Raw genomic sequence first — 16,706 nt, forward strand, 5'->3', positions numbered from 1 at the left:
GGGACTAACGATGTTTGTACTAGCTGATACAGAAAACCAAGGCGCAGTCATCAAAGTGATTGGCGTCGGCGGCGGCGGCGGCAACGCGGTCGCTCACATGATCCAGGCCGGTATCGAAGGCGTGGATTTCATTTGCATCAACACCGACGCGCAGGCGTTGAAACATTCCAAGGTGAAAGTCGGTCTGCAGATCGGCTGCAACATCACCAAGGGCCTGGGCGCGGGCGCCGATCCGGAAGTGGGCCGTCAGGCCGCGATGGAAGATCGCGATCGCATCATCGAAATGATCGAAGGCTCGGACATGCTGTTCATCACCGCCGGCATGGGCGGTGGCACCGGCACGGGCGCGGCTCCCGTCGTGGCGCAGGTCGCCAAGGAACTGGGCATCCTCACCGTCGCGGTGGTGACCCGGCCGTTCGAGATGGAAGGCCGGAAGCGTCACGGTTCCGCTGAGCGCGGCATCGCCGAGCTGAGCAAGCACGTCGACTCGCTGATCACCATCCCGAACCAGAAGTTGCTGACGGTGCTCGGTGGCGATGTGACCTTGCTGGATGCGTTCAAATCGGCCAACCAGGTGCTGCAGGGCGCGGTGCAGGGCATCGCCGAGCTGATCACCCGTCCCGGCATGATCAACGTCGACTTCGCCGACGTGCGTACCGTGATGGCCGAGACCGGCATGGCAATGATGGGCACCGGCATCGCTCGCGGTGAGCATCGCGCGCGTGAAGCTGCTGAAGCCGCTGTTTCCAGCCCGCTGCTGGAAGATGTGAATCTGCAGGGCGCACATGGCCTGCTGATCAACGTCACCGCCGGCATGGACCTGCGGACCAGCGAATTCAGCATCGTCGGCGACACGGTCAAGCAGTACGCCTCCGAAGACGCCAACGTGGTCGTGGGCTGCGTGATCGATCCGGAAATGAGCGAGCAGATCCGCGTGACCGTCGTGGCCACGGGCATCGGTCGCCCGGGTACGCAAATGCAGGCTCCCCAGCAGGACACGCGCCGCATGACCGCCATTGCTGGCGGCCGTCGTGGCAACGTGCCGACGCTGGACGATCTGCACGTGCCGACCTACATCCGTAACCAGCGCGACCCGCAAGCGGGCCAGGCTCGCCGCGCGGTGGGCGACGGGTTGACGGCTGAAGATACGTCGATGCTGGATATTCCGGCGTTTCTGCGCCGGCAGGCCGATTGAGGTGTAACGGACTGATGAACCGCGACTGCCGGTGGGCGGCGGGTCCGGGCGGCAATCTCTATGGGTTACATAGGGAACATGCATGGTGCCCCTGGAACTTCGCCGTACGCTAGCAAGTCGATTCATCAGGACGCGGTGAGTGCCTTTTCAATGTAAGCAAAAGTAACGGCAAGTCAGAGGCTTGCCGTTCACTTGCCGGCAGTGTTAGGGTCTGCGCCGCTTGGAACCCCTCATGTTGCGACAACGAACCTTAAAGAACACCATCCGCGCGACCGGCGTGGGCCTTCACTCCGGGAAAAAAGTGCTGATGGTGCTGCGTCCGGCGCCGGTGGACACCGGCGTTGTGTTCCGTCGCACCGACCTGAACGAGCCGGTGGACGTGCGCGCGTATGCCGAAAATGTCGGCGATACCATGCTGGGCACGTCCCTGTTCAATGGCCCGGTCCGGGTCAACACGGTCGAGCATCTGTTGTCGGCATTTGCCGGTCTCGGGCTGGACAACGCCTATGTGGACCTGTCGGCCGAAGAGGTCCCGATCATGGACGGCAGCGCCGGCCCGTTCGTGTTCCTGTTGCAGTCGGCCGGCATCGAAGAGCAGGCCGCGCCGAAACGTTTCGTCCGAGTGCTCGCGCCGCTGGAAGTGCGCGATGGCGACAAGTGGGCCCGCTTCGAGCCGTATAACGGCTTCAAGGTCAACATGGAGATCGAGTTCAATCACCCGGTCTTCAAAAAGCGTTCGCAGACCGCGTCGATGGATTTCTCCACGACGTCCTATCTGAAAGAGATCAGCCGCGCACGGACCTTCGGCTTCATGCGCGATCTGGAATACATGCGCTCCAAGAACCTGGCGCTCGGCGGCACCCTGGACAACGCCATCGTGCTGGACGAGTACCGCGTGTTGAACGAAGACGGCCTGCGCTACGAGGACGAGTTCGTCAAACACAAAATCCTGGACGCGATCGGCGATCTGTACCTGCTCGGCAAGAGCCTGATCGGCGAATTCAGCGGCCACAAATCCGGCCACGCGCTCAACAATCAGCTGGTCCGCAAGCTGATCGACTCGCCGAACGCGTGGGAGCCGGTCACTTTCGACAATGTAAAAGACAGCCCGATATCGTACGTGCCAGCTGCCGCGATGGTCAGCGCGTAGCCACGGATGTCGCTGTTATTGAACAGCGTACGCATGCCGCCGTCGACGGCGGATTCCCCTGCAGGAACCAGCTAACCCGCGGCGATGGTCAGCGCGTAAATCTGCCGTTACTGCTGATTCGGGGCGCGCGGCTTCCTGCCGACGCGAACTTTTAGTTTTGTGACCTTGCTCTCACCGCAACCATTTAACAGTTCCAGTAATTGCGTTTGCGCATAACGAATCTGCGGGCACCAGGCTGCCGAGTCGGCCAGCACGACCAGAGTGTCGTCACGGCAACTCGCTGACACCACATGATCTTTTTCTGGTCCCGTGAGCGCAGCACGGACTCGCTCGGTCAGTTCGACGTGCGCCGCCACGCGCTGCTCGAGTTGCGCGAATAACGGGCCAACGGTCCCGCTCAGCGGTTTGAACCGATCAGTCATACGCTGAAAGCACCAATCTGGGCGCTGGACGCTTGATCTTTTGACGCTTCGTTATGCATATTCCGACCACTGTTAAGGGCAAACCCGTCGAAAGGCGGGGACGCAAAGCCACCGGTCTACGGCAGCAGGCACGCATGCAGCGGGTCGCGCCACGATAGCGGGGTTGCCAGGATGTACAACTCGAACATTCGGTTCTACGTCCACCGCAGTTCTGCTCGGGCCGAAGGCTGGCAAAAGTCACGCCTTTTGACGGCCTTGTCGAAAGGGCCTTGGCCGCTTTCGACCGGAGAAGTCTGGCCCGTTTGTCGTCGCGAACCTTGTCGCTGAAAGCGCGCCGGTTCAAGGCGGGTGTGAACGTATTGTCGTGCCGCCAGTGGAAGCTGGCCGTTTAGGGCGCGAAAGAGAGAAGGTAGTGATCAAATGAACGTCATCGTGTTCTCCAAGCGCTTCGGCAAGGCTCGCCAATTCGAGCTTGGCCGCCCCTTGGCGATGACGGTGACGATTGCGAGCGTGGTGTTCGTGCTGGCCGGCGTGCTGTTCGCGGGCGTCCAGCTCGGTCGCGGCGGCCTGTTGCTGGACCCGGCCGCGCAGGTCACGGAGTGGGGCGCGAAACTCGAGCAGCAACGCCTCGAAGTCGCCAATGCCCGGCGCGATCTGCAGGAACGGCTCGATGCGCTGACCAGCCGCGTCGGCCAGATGAATGCCCATGTGATCCGCCTCGATGCCCTGGGCCGCCGGCTCACCGAGATGGCCAATCTCGACAAGGGCGAATTCAATTTCGATAGCGAGCCCGCCGTCGGCGGTCCCGAAGGCCTGCTGGAGGGCGCCACCGTCGCCGCGCCCGAGCTGACCGCGATGCTCGATGACCTGACCAACCAGATCCGCGATCGCGAGCGACAGCTGAGCGTGCTGGAGAGCATGATTTCCACACGCAACATGAGTCGTGAGGTGGTCCCGAATGGCCGCCCGGTGTTACAGGGCTGGATTTCTTCGCACTTCGGCTATCGCGCCGATCCGTTCACCGGTCGCAATGCCTATCACCAGGGCATCGACTTCGCCGGCCCGGCCGGCTCGCAGGTCCTGGCGGTCGCCTCCGGCGTGGTCACCTATTCCAAGGATCGCTTCGGCTACGGCCGCACGGTCGAGATCAATCACGGCAACGGCTATGTCACGCGCTACGGCCACAACTCCAAGGCCCTGGTGCAGGTCGGCGATACCGTCCAGAAAGGCCAGCCGATCGCGCTGATCGGTTCGACCGGCCGCTCCACCGGCCCGCACCTGCATTTCGAGGTGCTCAAGCAGGGCCGTGCCGTGGATCCGATGACATTCGTGCGTCGGTAAAAAAGCACTCATTCCGCTTGTTTTCGCGATCGCCGCCCCCAGCCAACCGGGCGGTCCGGCCAAAGCCCGCGTTCAGCTGGCGAGACCGTAATTAGAGTCGCCGGGCGCGCGTGTACAATAACGGGCTTTTCCCAACAGGCTTTGCGGGCCCTGGCGGCCCCATCCCCGGAGTTTCAGCGTGGCGAATTGGCTGACCCAGCTGTTCGGCAGTCGCAATCAGCGGCTTCTGAGCGGTTTTACCAAAATCGTCGACAAGACCAATGCCCTGGAGGAATCCTTCAAGGCGCTGTCCGACGAGCAGTTGCAGGCCAAGACGGCGGAGTTCCGCCAGTTGCTGGCCCAGGGCAAGACCCTGGACGACATCGCCCCGCAGGCCTTCGCGGCCACGCGAGAGGCGGCGCGCCGGGTGCTCGGCATGCGGCACTTCGATGTGCAGGTCATCGGCGGCACGGTTCTGCACCAGGGCAAGATCGCCGAGATGCGCACCGGCGAAGGCAAGACGCTGATGGCCACCCTGGGCGCGTACTTGAATGCGCTGCCCGCCAAGGGCGTGCACGTGGTGACGGTCAACGAATACCTGGCCTCGCGCGACGCGGACTGGATGGGCCGGGTCTATCGGTTCCTCGGCCTGACGGTCGGCGTGATCAAGAGCGGCCAGAGCTCGGATGAGAAGCGCGCCGCCTACGCCTGCGACATCACCTACGGCACCAACAACGAATTCGGTTTCGACTACCTGCGCGACAATCTCGCGTTCCGTCTCGAGGATCGTGTGCAGCGGGGTCTCGCCTACGCCATCGTCGACGAAGTGGACTCGATCCTGATCGACGAAGCCCGCACGCCGCTGATCATTTCCGGTCCCGCCGAAGAGAGCACCGAGCTCTATCTGCGCATCAACGAGCTGGCGCCGAAACTGAAGCGTCAGGAAGGCGAGGAGAGCGAAGGCGACTACTGGGCCGATGAAAAGTCGCGCCAGGTACATCTGTCCGATGCCGGCCACGAGCACGCCGAGCAGCTGATCGCCGAAGCCGGCCTGTTGCAGCCGGGCGAGAGCCTGTACGACGCGGCCAACATCCGCATCATGCATCACTTGAACGCGGCGCTGCGCGCTCACGCGCTGTATCACCGCGATGTCGAATACATCGTTCGCAACGGCGAAGTGGTCATCGTCGACGAGTTCACCGGCCGCACCATGCCGGGCCGTCGCTGGTCGGATGGTCTGCATCAGGCCATCGAAGCGAAGGAGCGCGTGCGGGTTCGCGAAGAGAACCAGACGGTCGCGTCCATCACCTTCCAGAACTACTTCCGCATGTATTCGAAGCTGGCCGGCATGACCGGTACGGCCGATACCGAAGCGTTCGAATTCCAGTCCATCTACGGCCTGGAAGTGGTGGTCATCCCCACCAACAAGCCCATGATCCGCAAGGATCATCCCGACTTCGTGTATCTCACGCAGAAGGACAAGTTCGAAGCCATCATCGAGGACATCCGCGACTGCGTGGCGCGCGGCCAGCCGGCGCTGGTCGGTACCACGTCCATCGAAACCTCCGAGCTGCTGTCGCAGCTGCTGGAAAAAGAAAAGATTCCGCACCAGGTGCTGAATGCCAAACAGCACGAGCGCGAGGCCATGATCGTCGCGCAGGCCGGCCGCCCCGGCGCCGTGACCATCGCCACCAACATGGCCGGCCGCGGTACCGACATCGTGCTCGGCGGCAATCTGGAAGTTGAATTGCAGGGCATGGGCGAAGTCGACGACGCGACCAAGGCCCGTGTGCGCGAGGAGTGGAAGCAGCGTCACGAGGCGGTGCTCGCCGCCGGCGGCTTGCACATCGTCGGCACCGAACGTCACGAGTCCCGCCGTATCGACAACCAGCTGCGCGGCCGTTCCGGCCGTCAGGGCGACGCGGGCTCGAGCCGTTTCTATCTGTCGCTCGAAGACAATCTGATGCGCATCTTCGGCGACCCCGAGCGCGTCAAACGCTGGCTGCAGACCGCCGGCATGAAGGAAGGCGAAGTGATCGAGAGCCGCATGCTCTCGAAACAGATCGAGCGCGCCCAGCGCAAGGTCGAAGCCCACAACTTCGACGCTCGCAAGAACCTGCTCGAATACGACGACGTCGCCAACGATCAGCGCAAGGTCATCTACAACCAGCGCACCGATCTCATGGCCGCCGAGGAAGTGGGCGACGCCATCGCCGGCATCCGCCACGAAACGGTCAATGCCTTGATCGACCGTTATGTGTCGCCGGGCAGCCTGGAGGAACAGTGGGACGTCGAGGGCTTGAAGCAGGCCGTCGAGAAGGACTTCGCGGTCAGCGTCGATCCGAAGGCCTGGCTGGAAGAAGACAAGAACCTGGTCGAAGAGGGCCTGCGCAAGCGCGTCCACCAGGTCATCGACCAGGCGTACGAGGCCAAGGTGGAGCTGTACGGCGCCCCGGTCGTCCGTCACATCGAAAAGGCCATCATGCTCCAGCAGCTGGACTCGCACTGGCGCGAGCATCTTGCTGCCATGGACTATCTCCGCCAGGGCATTCACCTGCGCAGCTACGCGCAGAAGAATCCCAAGCAGGAGTACAAGCGCGAAGCCTTCGAGCTGTTCACCGCCATGCTCGATCGCATCAAGCACGACACCGTCTCGATGCTCTCCCGCATGCAACTGCGCACTCAGGCCGACATCGACCGCGAGGAGCGCGAAGAGCAGGAGCGTCAGGCTCGTCTCGCCCGCGCCATGCAGTTCCAGCACGCCGCCCCCGAGCAGCTCACCGCCCCGACGGCCCCGGCCGCAGAGGCGCAACCGATGGCGGCGGAAGGGGCTGATCCGGTCGCGCAATTCGTTCGTGAGACGAAGAAGGTCGGTCGCAACGAGCTGTGTCCGTGCGGCTCCGGGAAGAAGTTCAAACATTGCCACGGAGCGCTGGCCGGACAGGGCTGACGCCACTCGCCGCGCACCGTTCGAAAGCAAAACGCGCCGGGTTCGCCACCCGGCGCGTTTTTATTTGTGCGCGAAAAGATATGATCGCAGCGGTCGACCCTGGGGAGGGTCTTCTCGATGATAGGGACAGCGCTCATGTCGAAGAAGAACGGATCATCGGTCCGCATGAACATCCGCTCCGGGCTGGTTGTTCTTTGTCTCGCGCTGCCGGGCATCGCGACTGCCTACGAGCCGGATGTCACTCAGCAGCGCGATGAAACCATCGCCGGCACCTCCGACCGCCTCCTTCCCGACGGCGCCGGGATCGCCGACCGGCGTTGCTCGCGTTGTCTCGCTGAGTTCGGCCGATATCCCTCGTTGGAGCCGGCCTTCGAATGGCAGATCCGCCTGGAGGATGGCAAGTATGTGCTGAGCAGCTGGCGGCTGATGCACCCGAAATCGGCCGTGGACTTTCAGCACGTCGAGATGCAGCAGCTCGAGGTCAGCAAGCAGTTCGCCGAAGTCGTTTACGACATCTGGGCGAACAACATCCTCGAAGCACGCTTCACCCGACACTCACCCACCGGCCTCGACGGTACCAACTACCGGTTCCGAACCAATCTCCGAGGCGTCGGTTGGCCCAGCGCCAGCACCTGGTCACCGAGCGCGGATCTTCCGCCCAAGTGGTTGGTGGACAGCGGCGAGGAAATACTTGCACTCGCTCGCGCGAAGAGCCCGAAAGAACCCGCGGTCCTGGCGAAGCTGCGGACGGTCAGGAAACGTTTGAACGACTACTATCACCCGCCGCGGAGTTTGAAAGAGTCTCCGTAGTCGTTCTGCTTCGCGATATCTCGCGGAGCGCGCTACGTGCCACCGCGCGCGGATCCGCTGCTTCGCGAGGGCGAAGAATTCCTGTTTAAAACCTATTTGACCGTGAAGTGCCGGGGGTACACTCACCGCATCTGGAGCTGACCCCGGTACGTTTATGACAAGGTCCATTTCGGAGATTGAGCGGGAAATTCGCAAATTGGAACGCCCGGCGCAGGAACGATTGTTGCGAACGTTGTTGGAAGAGCTCGACGGTCCGGGAGACATGGATGCCGACCGCGCATGGCTGCAGGAGATCCAGCGGCGCAGCGCTGAGTTCGATGCCGGACTGATGAAAACAATTCCCGCCGAGCAAGTTTTCGAGCGTGCCCGCGCGCGCCTCAAAAGATGAAAGTCGAGTTCTTTCCAGATGCCGCGGACGAACTGCTGGACGCCGCGGCCATCTACGAAAGTGACGTTCGCGGCCTCGGCCACGACTTCATGCTGGAGGTCGAGCGCGTCATTGCCGTGCTTACCAAATTACCCTATCTTGGAGAAATGCTCGACGACGTTCATCGCCGCATCCCGCTGCGCCGGTTTCCATACGCGCTCATATTCCGGCACGACGCGAACGTCATTCGAGTAGTCGCGGTCGCTCATTGTCGGCGCCGGCCGCGATACTGGGCGCCTCGCGTTCACGATCGCGGAGGAATTGTCGATTTGATGCCAGTGTGACGTTTCCGCGGAAACGTCTGGCTGGTTGTTGAAACGCTCGTTCCAAGACTTTCGATGGTTTCTCAGTGGCGTGAAAGATTTGATCTCGCCACGATCGATGGCGGGCTGTCGGGACCTTGATACAATTGCCGCGCTGCTCGGCGAGTGCGCCGACGTCCAGCCGGAGCCTGATACATGAGCGTGGTCCTTTACTTCATCGTCATCGCCGTCTTTTCCGTTATCTTCACGCGAGAGGTGATCGCGCCTGCTTCCGGGGCGAATTGTGATAAGCGCTGGCAGTTCTACGCCGCGGCGCTGAGTCTTGCTCAGGTAGCCGCGGCCCTCGGCGCGGGCATTTTGTTTAATGACTTCTTCCGCGCGCACGCTTTGTTTAGTTTGCCGGCGAGTCTGCCGGCGCCGATTACGGGATTTATTTCATTTGTGGTGGCGAGCCTGGTCGCCTACTGGTGGCATCGGGCCACGCATCGATTCGATATTCTGTGGCGTGTCTTTCACCAGCTGCATCACAGCCCTTCCCGCATCGAATCGCTGACGTCGTTCTATCTGCATCCGTTCGACACTGTCGCCGCGGCCCTGATCAATGCGCTCTGCGCCTATCTGATCTTCGGACTCGACGCGACGGCGGCTGCGTGGGGATTGTTGTACGCGGCACTCGACAACCTCTTCATCCACATGGACCTGCGGACGCCGCGGTGGCTTGGCGTCCTCGTGCAACGGCCCGAGATGCATCGGGTGCATCACAAGCGCAACTTCCACGCGCAAAACTACGGAATGCCGATCTGGGACCTGCTGTTCGGCACGTTTGAGAACCCGAAGGAGCGGGTCATCGAATGTGGTTTCCCACCCGAAGCGGAGTATCGGGTTAAGGAGATGTTGCTGTTGAAGGATGTCGACGGTTGAATCAGCCCTTGTCCTCCGCCAGCGCATCGGCATGACGATGCATGAGCTTCCTCTCGCCGTTCTCGCGCCGGAATATTTCTGTCACACGTAGCGTCATCGGCACCGCCTCGGGCTTGCCCTGGAGGCGGACGGTTGCGTGTTGCAGGCCGGCCCAGTAGCCGAGATCGCCATCCCTGCCGCTGTGAAAGACTTGCAGCTCGGTCGTGCCGCCGCGTTGAAATTGTCGAGAGGCCTTTTCGTTGCCTGCGAGTACCTGGGCGGAGCCGTGCTCGACATGGCCGCTGGGGCCGAAGAACGTGGCCGGGTCCGTGGAGGTGGAGATTTCCTTCAGCGGGCCCGGATCGCCATTGACGAAGGCGGCGGCGACGCGCTGGCGTTGCTGTTCCAGGAACGCTTCGAACGATTGATTGGCCATGCTTCGCTCCCGGTCGAGTGAATGTTCAGTAAGCCCGAGTTGACGCTTCGAGTTCCGATTGTAGGTGGTATAGCATGGCCACGCTGTGTGGTTTTGCCGGGGGTGGCTCAACATGAAGATCACATGGAACGATCTGACCTTCCTGCCGAGCGATGCGGCGCTCGCCGAGTTGCGCGCGGCGTGGGCTTGGCGTTTGCCGGAGATATTTGAGCCCGTGATGGGAAGCACGCTGGGCGATGTGTTCTTTCAACAGAGCGGGCCGGAAATCTATTGGCTCAATACGGGTACGGCTGAGATAACGCGCGTCGCGGCCTCACGCGAGGAGTTCCTCGAGTTGCTAAAGACCGAACGGGCCGACGAATGGTTCATGCCTCATCTGATCGAGGCGCTGAAAACGGCAGGCAAGGAGCTACGAGCCGACCAGTGCTATACCTATGCGACCCTGCCTGTCTTTCAGGAAGGAAAGTATGAGGTGTGTAATCTCAATCCGGTGCCGGCCGCCGAACATTTTCGTATCACTGGCGACGTTCATCGTCAGCTGCGCGATCTTCCGGACGGAGCCCAAGTCCGTATCGACCTCCAGTAACCGATATAAAAGTGACCGACACAGAAAATCCAGAGGCCATCGTCGGCCTGTATCAGCGCCACGCCGATGCGTGGGATCGCGACCGTCGCCCGGAACTGGTGACTGAGCGGGCGTGGATGGATCGATTCACGGCGCTGCTCGAACCGGGGGCGTCGATACTCGATATCGGCTGCGGCTCCGGACAGCCCATCGCGAAATATCTGCTCGAGCGCGGCTACGCAGTCACAGGCGTCGACTCCTCGTCAGCGCTCATCGAAAAATGCCGTGCTCGCTTCCCGAGCAACGAATGGATCGTCGCCGACATGCGCACGCTGTCGTTGCGTAAAACGTATGACGCGCTCATTGCATGGGACAGCTTCTTCCACCTGTCCCACGACCATCAGCGAGCGATGTTTCCAATCTTCAAACAGCACGCGAACAACGGCGCGCCGCTGCTCTTCACGACAGGCCCCGATCACCGCGTGGCGATAGGCTCATTTCACGGCGAGCCTCTGTATCACGCGAGTCTGTCGATCGAGGAATATCGAGAGCTGCTCGAGGCGCATGGCTTCAGCGTCATAGCAAACACAGTCGAGGACCCCGACTGCGGACGCCACACGGTATGGCTCGCGCAATACCGATCGGTGGGATAGCAAATACACATTGGCCCCTGATCGATTGGATCTCTAGCCTTGCGACCGCCTCGCTGCGGGTGGCGCCACGCAATGGATTCCTTCGGATCCCGCCGCGGCGAATCTGGTGCTGGACGCGCATGAGCCGACGAAGCGAAACGCGCCGATCATGCTCACGACCGACCTCGCGCTCAAGGAAGATCCGGCGTATCGCAAGATCACTCAGCGCTGACATTGGATCGGTTCGATCTGCGCAGCTGATGCAGCGTCGGCGGGCAGGGGCTCAATGCCCTCTGCCCGCTGTCATATACGAAGAGGTAACATGCGCCGGCAAGCAGGAGAATTCCAGATCATGATTCATGTCGTCGCCGGCGCCCTGTTCGACGGACAGGGGCGCGTTCTCATAGCGCAGCGGCCGCCTGGCAAGCACATGGCGGGTGGCTGGGAATTCCCGGGCGGCAAGCTGGAGCCCGACGAGCCGCCACTGGCGGGGTTGAAGCGGGAGCTGCGGGAAGAGCTGGGGATCGAAGTGCTGGATGCGACGCCGGTGATCGCCTATGAACATGGCTATACCGATCGGCAGGTGCTGCTCGATCTCTGGCTGGTGTCGCTGTACACCGGCGAGGCGAGGTCGGTGGAGGGTCAGCCGCTGCAATGGGTGACGCTCGACGAGCTCGAAACGGTGGGTTTGCTGGAAGCGGACCGTCCGATGATTCCGGCGCTGCGACAGGCGCGCCCCTGAGGCGATCGATCAGCCGGCGTCGATGGTGATCGCGTCGTCGGTACGAATGACCCGCACTGGCAGAATATCGGGCAGGCGATCGACGAACTGATCGATCTGCTCGACGCGCAAGCCGGCGGTGACTCGGAGTTTGCCGGCTTCCGCAGAGCTCAACGTTACATTGGGTCGATAGCGCGACAGATCCGCAACGACGTCAGCGAGCGTCGCGCCGTCATAGACCAGGCGGCCTTCCCGCCAGGCTGCGACTTCGCTGCCATCCACTTCGGTCACTGGAGTCATCGCGCCGTCGGGCATCACGTCGATGCGTTGACCGCGGGTGAGGGCCGACGATCGATTGTTGACCGCGACGACGCCTTCGTCGACGGCCACGCGAACATGACTGTCGCCGACGCGCATGTCGAACCGCGTGCCGAGGACTCGAACCGCGGTGCCCGGCGCGGCGACATGGAACGGACGAGCCGCATTCTTGGCGACATCGAAGTACGCTTCGCCCCGCTCGAGCTGCACTCGACGCTCGCTGTCCGTGAAGTTCACGGTGACGCGAGAGCGCGCACCTAGCGTGACGGTGCTGCCATCCGAAAGTTGAATCGCACGCACTTCACCCAGTTTCGTTTGATATTCCTGGGTCTGCACGACCGACACGGTCGTGACCGGCGGTTGGATCGGCTGTGGCTGGGTCAAGAACAACGCCAATGCGAGGCCGGCAATCGTCGCGGCCGCGGCGAGCGGCAGCAGTCGACGCGTTACCTTCACTGCCGGGCGTTGAGCGGGACGCGGCGGCGGCACGGGTTCCAATTCCTTGAGCTGATTCAGCGTGGCGATATCCCGCCACAGCAGGTGCAGTCCATCGTAAGCCCGCTGATGCCGGGGATCGGCGCGTAGCCAGGCCGTGAATCGAGCGCGATCGGCTTCGCTGGCTTCGCCCGATTGCATCAGTGCCAGCCATTCGCGGCACTCGCCCTTGATTCTTTTGGCGTCGCCGCTCATTCGTAGGCTTCCAATGCCGCTTCGATGGTTTCGAGCGCGCGCACGATCTGGCGGCGCACGTCGGACTTCGACGAGCCGATGCGTTCGGCAATCTCGCTGTAGGAAAGATCGTGCAGCCGATTCAGCAGCAGCGCCTGTCGTTGCCGCTTCGGCAAGCTCTCGATCACCGTCGACAACGCGGCCGCGCGTTCCTGCGCCAGCGCGATGCGCTCGGGCGAGAACTCGTCGATGGTGTGAGCGCCTTCATCCTGCGAGACGCTGAGCGAATGGCGGTTCGCGTGCTTGCGATGACGCGTGATGTCCAGAGCGATGTTGCGCGCGGTGGTATACAAGAACGCGCGTGGGTTCTCGACGGCTTGCTGATCGTCGATCGACAGGTAGCGTGCGAACGCTGACTGAGCAACATCCTGGGGATCGGGCGGCCCGGCGCCGAACGTGGCGCGGATGTGACGGCACAAATCGTTCCAATAGCGCTCATACAGCTGTTTCAGCCGTGCGCTTTCATTGGAGTCGGGTGCGATGCTGTCGAGGGAAACGCCGGCCACTGCTGGTGGTCCTAACCGAGTGCGATGACTCTTGCGCGCGAAAGTACGTGGGCCGCCTGTGCCGGTCAAGAGAGGGTTGGCACGATTGGCCGACTCAAACGTCTCATGCTCGGTTACAACTAAAGATGGGGAGTCGGCGCGCTTTACACGAGCGGTCTAAGTGGACCGCGCGCCACGTATTCATGATCCGCAGCAGTATTCGTTCCTTTCTGCCGAAGCTCACATCGACCGTCGCGGTGGCCGCGCTGATTCTCGGCGCCGCCAATGGCGCTGCCGCTGAAGCCGCGCGCAATTTCGAGATCCGTTCGCCGGACTTGTCGCGCGCCTTGCTGGCATTCTCACAACAATCGGATCTGGTGGTGGTGGCGGCGGCCGATCTGGTCGCCAATCTTCCGGCGCCGTCGGTGTCGGGACGCATGACGCCCGAAGAAGCGATCGAACGTCTGCTGCGTGGCTCGGGCCTGCAGTATGTCCGGGACAAAGATGGAACCATACGCATAACCCGCGCCGAGGTCGCGGCGGCGGGGGAGTCCGCAAGCCGAAGTGAAGTGGAGAATGCGGCGGTCGAAGAAATCGTCGTCACTGGTTCTCACATTCAGGGGCCGGTGGCCGCGGGAATTCTGCCGGTCACGGTGCGTTCGAGCGAGGATATCGCCGCTGTAGGTGTACTCACTGCGGATCAGTTGATCGCCTCGATGCCGCAAGCCGGCGGTCAGAACTTCAACAACGAGCAGCAAGGCCCGAATCAAGCGCGCGGCGACGTCTCTTCAGCGAATCTCCGAGGTTTGGGGTCAGGCAATACACTGGTGCTCCTGAACGGTCGGCGCATGGTCATGCACCCGACCACGCAGCAGGAAGATGGTGTGCCGGTGCAGATCGTCAACGTCAACACGATTGCGCCGTCCGCTGTGTCGCGACTGGAGTTGTTGCGCGATGGCGCGGCGGCGATTTACGGCGCCGACGCAACTGCCGGCGTACTCAATTACGTGCTCGACGACGACTACGAAGGGCTGCAGGTCGGTGCGCGCTATGGATTCTCCGAAGGCACCGATTTCGATGAGACGTCGTTCGACGTGAAGTCCGGCTTTTCGTTCAACGAGGGACGCAGCCATGTCACGTTGTTCGGCTCATACATGCATCGCGCGCAGATGATGGCGAGCGAGCGTGATTACGCGGCAACCAACAACCGCAGCGGCTTCGTCTCGTCGCAGTACGCGTCGAGCTTCAATGACTCTTCGACCATCGCGCCTTGGTTGCGTGGCCGCGTTACGACGCCTGTTACTGGCTTCGGCGCTTCATTCACCCAATTTCATATTCAACCGTGCGGTCTGAGCGGTTCGGATGCAGCGGTGCCGGGAACGCCGGGCGCCTGCATCGACGGCGGCTCGTCGACGTTGGATGCGTCGTTGCGCACGGACGAAGGCTCGATGTCGACCATGACGCCGGAGTCGAATCGCTTCAATCTCATGAGCACGCTGAAGCACGAGTTCGACTCGGGCCTCGAAGCGTTCGGCGAGTTGATGTACTACGGCGCGGATTCAACAGCCGTGCGCGGCGGTTCCACCGATCTCACCTCGGCACCGCTGACCGTGTCGGCGAACAATCCTTACAACCCGTTCGGCTCCGGCCCGGGACGCCTGGCGGGCTATACCGGCCCGGCGCAGGCGGTGCAGATCGCGGGCATTCGAGTGTTCGATGCAGGCAATCGGCGCATCGAAGTCGAGTCGAACGCGTGGCGCGTGCTCAGCGGATTGCGCGGTGACATCGGTCGATGGAATTGGGAAACGGCCGCGTTGTATTCGCGGGCGAACACCGAAGACGTCGAGTACAACCGCGTCAGCAACACGGCGTTGCAGGCCGCGTTGAACAGCTCCGATCCGGCGACCGCGTACAACCCGTTCAATGGTGGCGATCCCGCGAATCCTGCCGTCGGCGATTCGACGTGGAATCCTGTCGGCGTCACCGATCCATTGCGGATCAATGTGACGCGCGATAGCACGGCGACGCTGACGTTGGCCGACGCGAAGATCTCCAGCCCCGAAGCGTTCAGCATTCTAGGTCGAGATATCGGTCTGGCGGCCGGTCTCGAGTGGCGTCGCGAGACTTACGACGACGATCGAGATCCGCGCATCGATGGCACGATCAATTTCGTGTCGACCAGCGGGCTGGTCACGAGCGACGTCATGGGCACGAGCCCAACGCCGGACACGGAGGGTTCGCGCAATGTCACGTCCGCTTACGTGGAGTGGCAGGTGCCGCTGGTGTTGCCGGAGCAGGGAATCCCGCTGATGCAGGCGCTCAACACTCAGATCGCCGCGCGTTACGAGCGCTTCTCGGACATCGAAGACGATGTGTTGAAGCCCAAGGTGGCGATTGCCTGGGAAGTGACGGATTGGCTGCAACTGCGGGCCGGTTATGCAGAAGGATTCCGTGCGCCGAACCTGGAGCAGATCAATGCAACGGAGATCCGGCGCGTCGAGGAGAATCTCACCGATCTGTATCTGTGCGCGCTGAATCAAGGCGCCACATCCATTGCAGCTGTGAACCAGAGTGCGTGCGGCGCCTTTCGATACAACGTCGAAGACATCCGTCGCGGCGGTGACAAGCTGAAGCCGGAGGACAGCGAGACCATCAGCTACGGCTTTGCGTTGGAACCGATCGATCGACTCACTTTGACCGTCGACTTCTGGCGCATCGAGCAGACCGGTCTGGTCGGGGTGTTCTCGGCTATCGATCACTTGAATCTGGATGCCGTGCGCCGGCTGGAACAGGGCAGCAGCGATCCGGCATTGGAGCGCAATGCGCAGGGTCAGCCGGTGCGGATCTTCAATGAGTTCTTGAATCTGAACTCGCGCGTGGTGCGTGGCATCGACCTGGCTGTGAGCTATGACTTCGACACGCCCATCGGCGATTTCCACACCCTGCTCGACTGGTCGCGCCTGACGGACTTCGATGTGTCGCCGTCCACGGAAAGCTCGGAGTTGCTGGCGGCCGGGTTGCCGGCGACTGCGGGTGGTTCGTTGCTGGAGCGTGATGACAATCCGCGCAATCGTGCGTCGGCGACGTTCAGCTGGCGCCGTGGCGATGTGGGCGCGACGTTGTTCGCGCGCTACGTCGGCGAGGTCAAGGACTCGACGGCGTTGAATTATCCAGTCGACGACTGGCTGATCTTCAATGTGTCCGGCAGCTACACGATGCGCTCCGGCTGGCTGGACGCGACCACCGTGCGGCTCGGTGTGAACAACGTGTTGAACGAAGATCCGCCGCTTGCCGACGAGCCTTTCGGTTACTTCGCGACCTTGCACGACAATCGCGGCCGTTACTGGTATCTGCAGTTCACCAAGTCGTTCGAATGAGCTCGA

16 protein-coding genes and 1 riboswitch are annotated in these 16,706 nt (G+C 62.2%); of the genes, 12 read left to right on the forward strand and 4 right to left on the reverse strand.

Going from position 1 to position 16,706, the window contains the following annotated elements:
* Positions 1 to 10 precede the first annotated feature (10 nt).
* Positions 11 to 1,195: a cell division protein FtsZ gene (gene ftsZ / locus EKO19_RS12370; protein ID WP_129776714.1), complete on the forward strand. Its 1,185-nt coding sequence runs from the start codon at positions 11 to 13 to the stop codon at positions 1,193 to 1,195.
* A 232-nt stretch (positions 1,196 to 1,427) separates the two neighbouring features.
* On the forward strand, positions 1,428 to 2,345 hold the full coding sequence (gene lpxC / locus EKO19_RS12375; protein WP_129776715.1) for a UDP-3-O-acyl-N-acetylglucosamine deacetylase: 918 nt from the start codon (positions 1,428 to 1,430) through the stop codon (positions 2,343 to 2,345).
* A 107-nt stretch (positions 2,346 to 2,452) separates the two neighbouring features.
* On the opposite strand, the gene EKO19_RS12380 is transcribed toward lpxC, so the two are convergent.
* Positions 2,453 to 2,767, reverse strand: coding sequence for a DciA family protein (locus EKO19_RS12380; RefSeq protein ID WP_129776716.1), 315 nt, complete (start codon positions 2,765 to 2,767; stop codon positions 2,453 to 2,455).
* A 67-nt stretch (positions 2,768 to 2,834) separates the two neighbouring features.
* Positions 2,835 to 2,938, forward strand: a riboswitch (cyclic di-GMP riboswitch).
* A gap of 249 nt (positions 2,939 to 3,187) precedes the next feature.
* Here EKO19_RS12380 and EKO19_RS12385 point away from each other — a divergent pair.
* The 6 genes from EKO19_RS12385 (at position 3,188) to EKO19_RS12410 (ending at position 9,458) form a co-directional block, all read left to right on the forward strand.
* A complete protein-coding gene (locus EKO19_RS12385; RefSeq protein ID WP_129776717.1) occupies positions 3,188 to 4,108 on the forward strand; it encodes a M23 family metallopeptidase in 921 nt (306 codons plus the stop codon).
* 178 nt (positions 4,109 to 4,286) lie between these two features.
* Positions 4,287 to 7,037: a preprotein translocase subunit SecA gene (secA, locus tag EKO19_RS12390; protein WP_129776718.1), complete on the forward strand. Its 2,751-nt coding sequence runs from the start codon at positions 4,287 to 4,289 to the stop codon at positions 7,035 to 7,037.
* A gap of 135 nt (positions 7,038 to 7,172) precedes the next feature.
* Positions 7,173 to 7,847, forward strand: coding sequence for a hypothetical protein (locus tag EKO19_RS12395; protein WP_129776719.1), 675 nt, complete (start codon positions 7,173 to 7,175; stop codon positions 7,845 to 7,847).
* 154 nt (positions 7,848 to 8,001) lie between these two features.
* Positions 8,002 to 8,235, forward strand: coding sequence for an addiction module protein (locus EKO19_RS12400; RefSeq protein WP_129776720.1), 234 nt, complete (start codon positions 8,002 to 8,004; stop codon positions 8,233 to 8,235).
* Positions 8,232 to 8,558: a type II toxin-antitoxin system RelE/ParE family toxin gene (locus EKO19_RS12405; protein WP_129776721.1), complete on the forward strand. Its 327-nt coding sequence runs from the start codon at positions 8,232 to 8,234 to the stop codon at positions 8,556 to 8,558. The genes EKO19_RS12400 and EKO19_RS12405 overlap by 4 nt, the downstream gene beginning before the upstream one ends.
* Before the next feature lie 174 nt (positions 8,559 to 8,732).
* On the forward strand, positions 8,733 to 9,458 hold the full coding sequence (locus EKO19_RS12410) for a sterol desaturase family protein (RefSeq protein ID WP_129776722.1): 726 nt from the start codon (positions 8,733 to 8,735) through the stop codon (positions 9,456 to 9,458).
* A 1-nt stretch (position 9,459) separates the two neighbouring features.
* On the opposite strand, the gene EKO19_RS12415 is transcribed toward EKO19_RS12410, so the two are convergent.
* Positions 9,460 to 9,873 carry a YybH family protein gene (locus tag EKO19_RS12415; RefSeq protein WP_129776723.1) on the reverse strand — a complete coding sequence of 138 codons (414 nt, stop codon included), beginning with the start codon at positions 9,871 to 9,873 and terminating at the stop codon, positions 9,460 to 9,462.
* 112 nt (positions 9,874 to 9,985) lie between these two features.
* Between EKO19_RS12415 and EKO19_RS12420 the strand changes: the two genes are divergently transcribed.
* The 3 genes from EKO19_RS12420 to EKO19_RS12430 all read left to right on the forward strand — a co-directional run bounded on the left by EKO19_RS12420 (position 9,986) and on the right by EKO19_RS12430 (position 11,812).
* Entirely contained in the window at positions 9,986 to 10,459 is a 474-nt protein-coding gene (locus tag EKO19_RS12420; RefSeq protein ID WP_129776724.1) for a T6SS immunity protein Tdi1 domain-containing protein, read from the forward strand.
* An 11-nt stretch (positions 10,460 to 10,470) separates the two neighbouring features.
* Positions 10,471 to 11,091 (forward strand): class I SAM-dependent DNA methyltransferase, encoded by a 621-nt coding sequence (locus EKO19_RS12425; RefSeq protein ID WP_217705287.1) that lies wholly within the window; start codon positions 10,471 to 10,473, stop codon positions 11,089 to 11,091.
* A 301-nt stretch (positions 11,092 to 11,392) separates the two neighbouring features.
* Positions 11,393 to 11,812, forward strand: coding sequence for a (deoxy)nucleoside triphosphate pyrophosphohydrolase (locus EKO19_RS12430; protein ID WP_217705288.1), 420 nt, complete (start codon positions 11,393 to 11,395; stop codon positions 11,810 to 11,812).
* A gap of 9 nt (positions 11,813 to 11,821) precedes the next feature.
* Here EKO19_RS12430 and EKO19_RS12435 read toward each other — a convergent pair whose 3' ends face one another.
* Complete coding sequence (locus tag EKO19_RS12435; RefSeq protein WP_129776725.1) at positions 11,822 to 12,799, reverse strand: FecR family protein; 978 nt, start codon at positions 12,797 to 12,799, stop codon at positions 11,822 to 11,824.
* On the reverse strand, positions 12,796 to 13,344 hold the full coding sequence (locus tag EKO19_RS12440) for an RNA polymerase sigma factor (protein WP_157995231.1): 549 nt from the start codon (positions 13,342 to 13,344) through the stop codon (positions 12,796 to 12,798). The genes EKO19_RS12435 and EKO19_RS12440 overlap by 4 nt, the downstream gene beginning before the upstream one ends.
* A 182-nt stretch (positions 13,345 to 13,526) precedes the next feature.
* On the opposite strand from EKO19_RS12440, the gene EKO19_RS12445 reads away from it, so the two are divergent.
* Complete coding sequence (locus EKO19_RS12445) at positions 13,527 to 16,700, forward strand: TonB-dependent receptor (RefSeq protein WP_175597036.1); 3,174 nt, start codon at positions 13,527 to 13,529, stop codon at positions 16,698 to 16,700.
* Positions 16,701 to 16,706: the final 6 nt, after the last annotated feature.

Origin of the sequence: Peristeroidobacter soli, from assembly GCF_004138485.1 — a bacterium.
In the GTDB taxonomy this organism is placed as follows: Bacteria; Pseudomonadota; Gammaproteobacteria; order Steroidobacterales; family Steroidobacteraceae; genus Steroidobacter; species Steroidobacter soli.

Coding starts and splice junctions, on each gene's coding strand:
- ftsZ (WP_129776714.1), top strand. CDS start 11: ATGTTTGTACTAGCTGATACAGAAAACCAAGGCGCAGTCATCAAAGTG.
- lpxC (WP_129776715.1), top strand. CDS start 1,428: ATGTTGCGACAACGAACCTTAAAGAACACCATCCGCGCGACCGGCGTG.
- EKO19_RS12380 (WP_129776716.1), bottom strand. CDS start 2,767: ATGACTGATCGGTTCAAACCGCTGAGCGGGACCGTTGGCCCGTTATTC.
- EKO19_RS12385 (WP_129776717.1), top strand. CDS start 3,188: ATGAACGTCATCGTGTTCTCCAAGCGCTTCGGCAAGGCTCGCCAATTC.
- EKO19_RS12395 (WP_129776719.1), top strand. CDS start 7,173: ATGTCGAAGAAGAACGGATCATCGGTCCGCATGAACATCCGCTCCGGG.
- EKO19_RS12400 (WP_129776720.1), top strand. CDS start 8,002: ATGACAAGGTCCATTTCGGAGATTGAGCGGGAAATTCGCAAATTGGAA.
- EKO19_RS12405 (WP_129776721.1), top strand. CDS start 8,232: ATGAAAGTCGAGTTCTTTCCAGATGCCGCGGACGAACTGCTGGACGCC.
- EKO19_RS12410 (WP_129776722.1), top strand. CDS start 8,733: ATGAGCGTGGTCCTTTACTTCATCGTCATCGCCGTCTTTTCCGTTATC.
- EKO19_RS12415 (WP_129776723.1), bottom strand. CDS start 9,873: ATGGCCAATCAATCGTTCGAAGCGTTCCTGGAACAGCAACGCCAGCGC.
- EKO19_RS12420 (WP_129776724.1), top strand. CDS start 9,986: ATGAAGATCACATGGAACGATCTGACCTTCCTGCCGAGCGATGCGGCG.
- EKO19_RS12430 (WP_217705288.1), top strand. CDS start 11,393: ATGCGCCGGCAAGCAGGAGAATTCCAGATCATGATTCATGTCGTCGCC.
- EKO19_RS12435 (WP_129776725.1), bottom strand. CDS start 12,799: ATGAGCGGCGACGCCAAAAGAATCAAGGGCGAGTGCCGCGAATGGCTG.
- EKO19_RS12445 (WP_175597036.1), top strand. CDS start 13,527: ATGATCCGCAGCAGTATTCGTTCCTTTCTGCCGAAGCTCACATCGACC.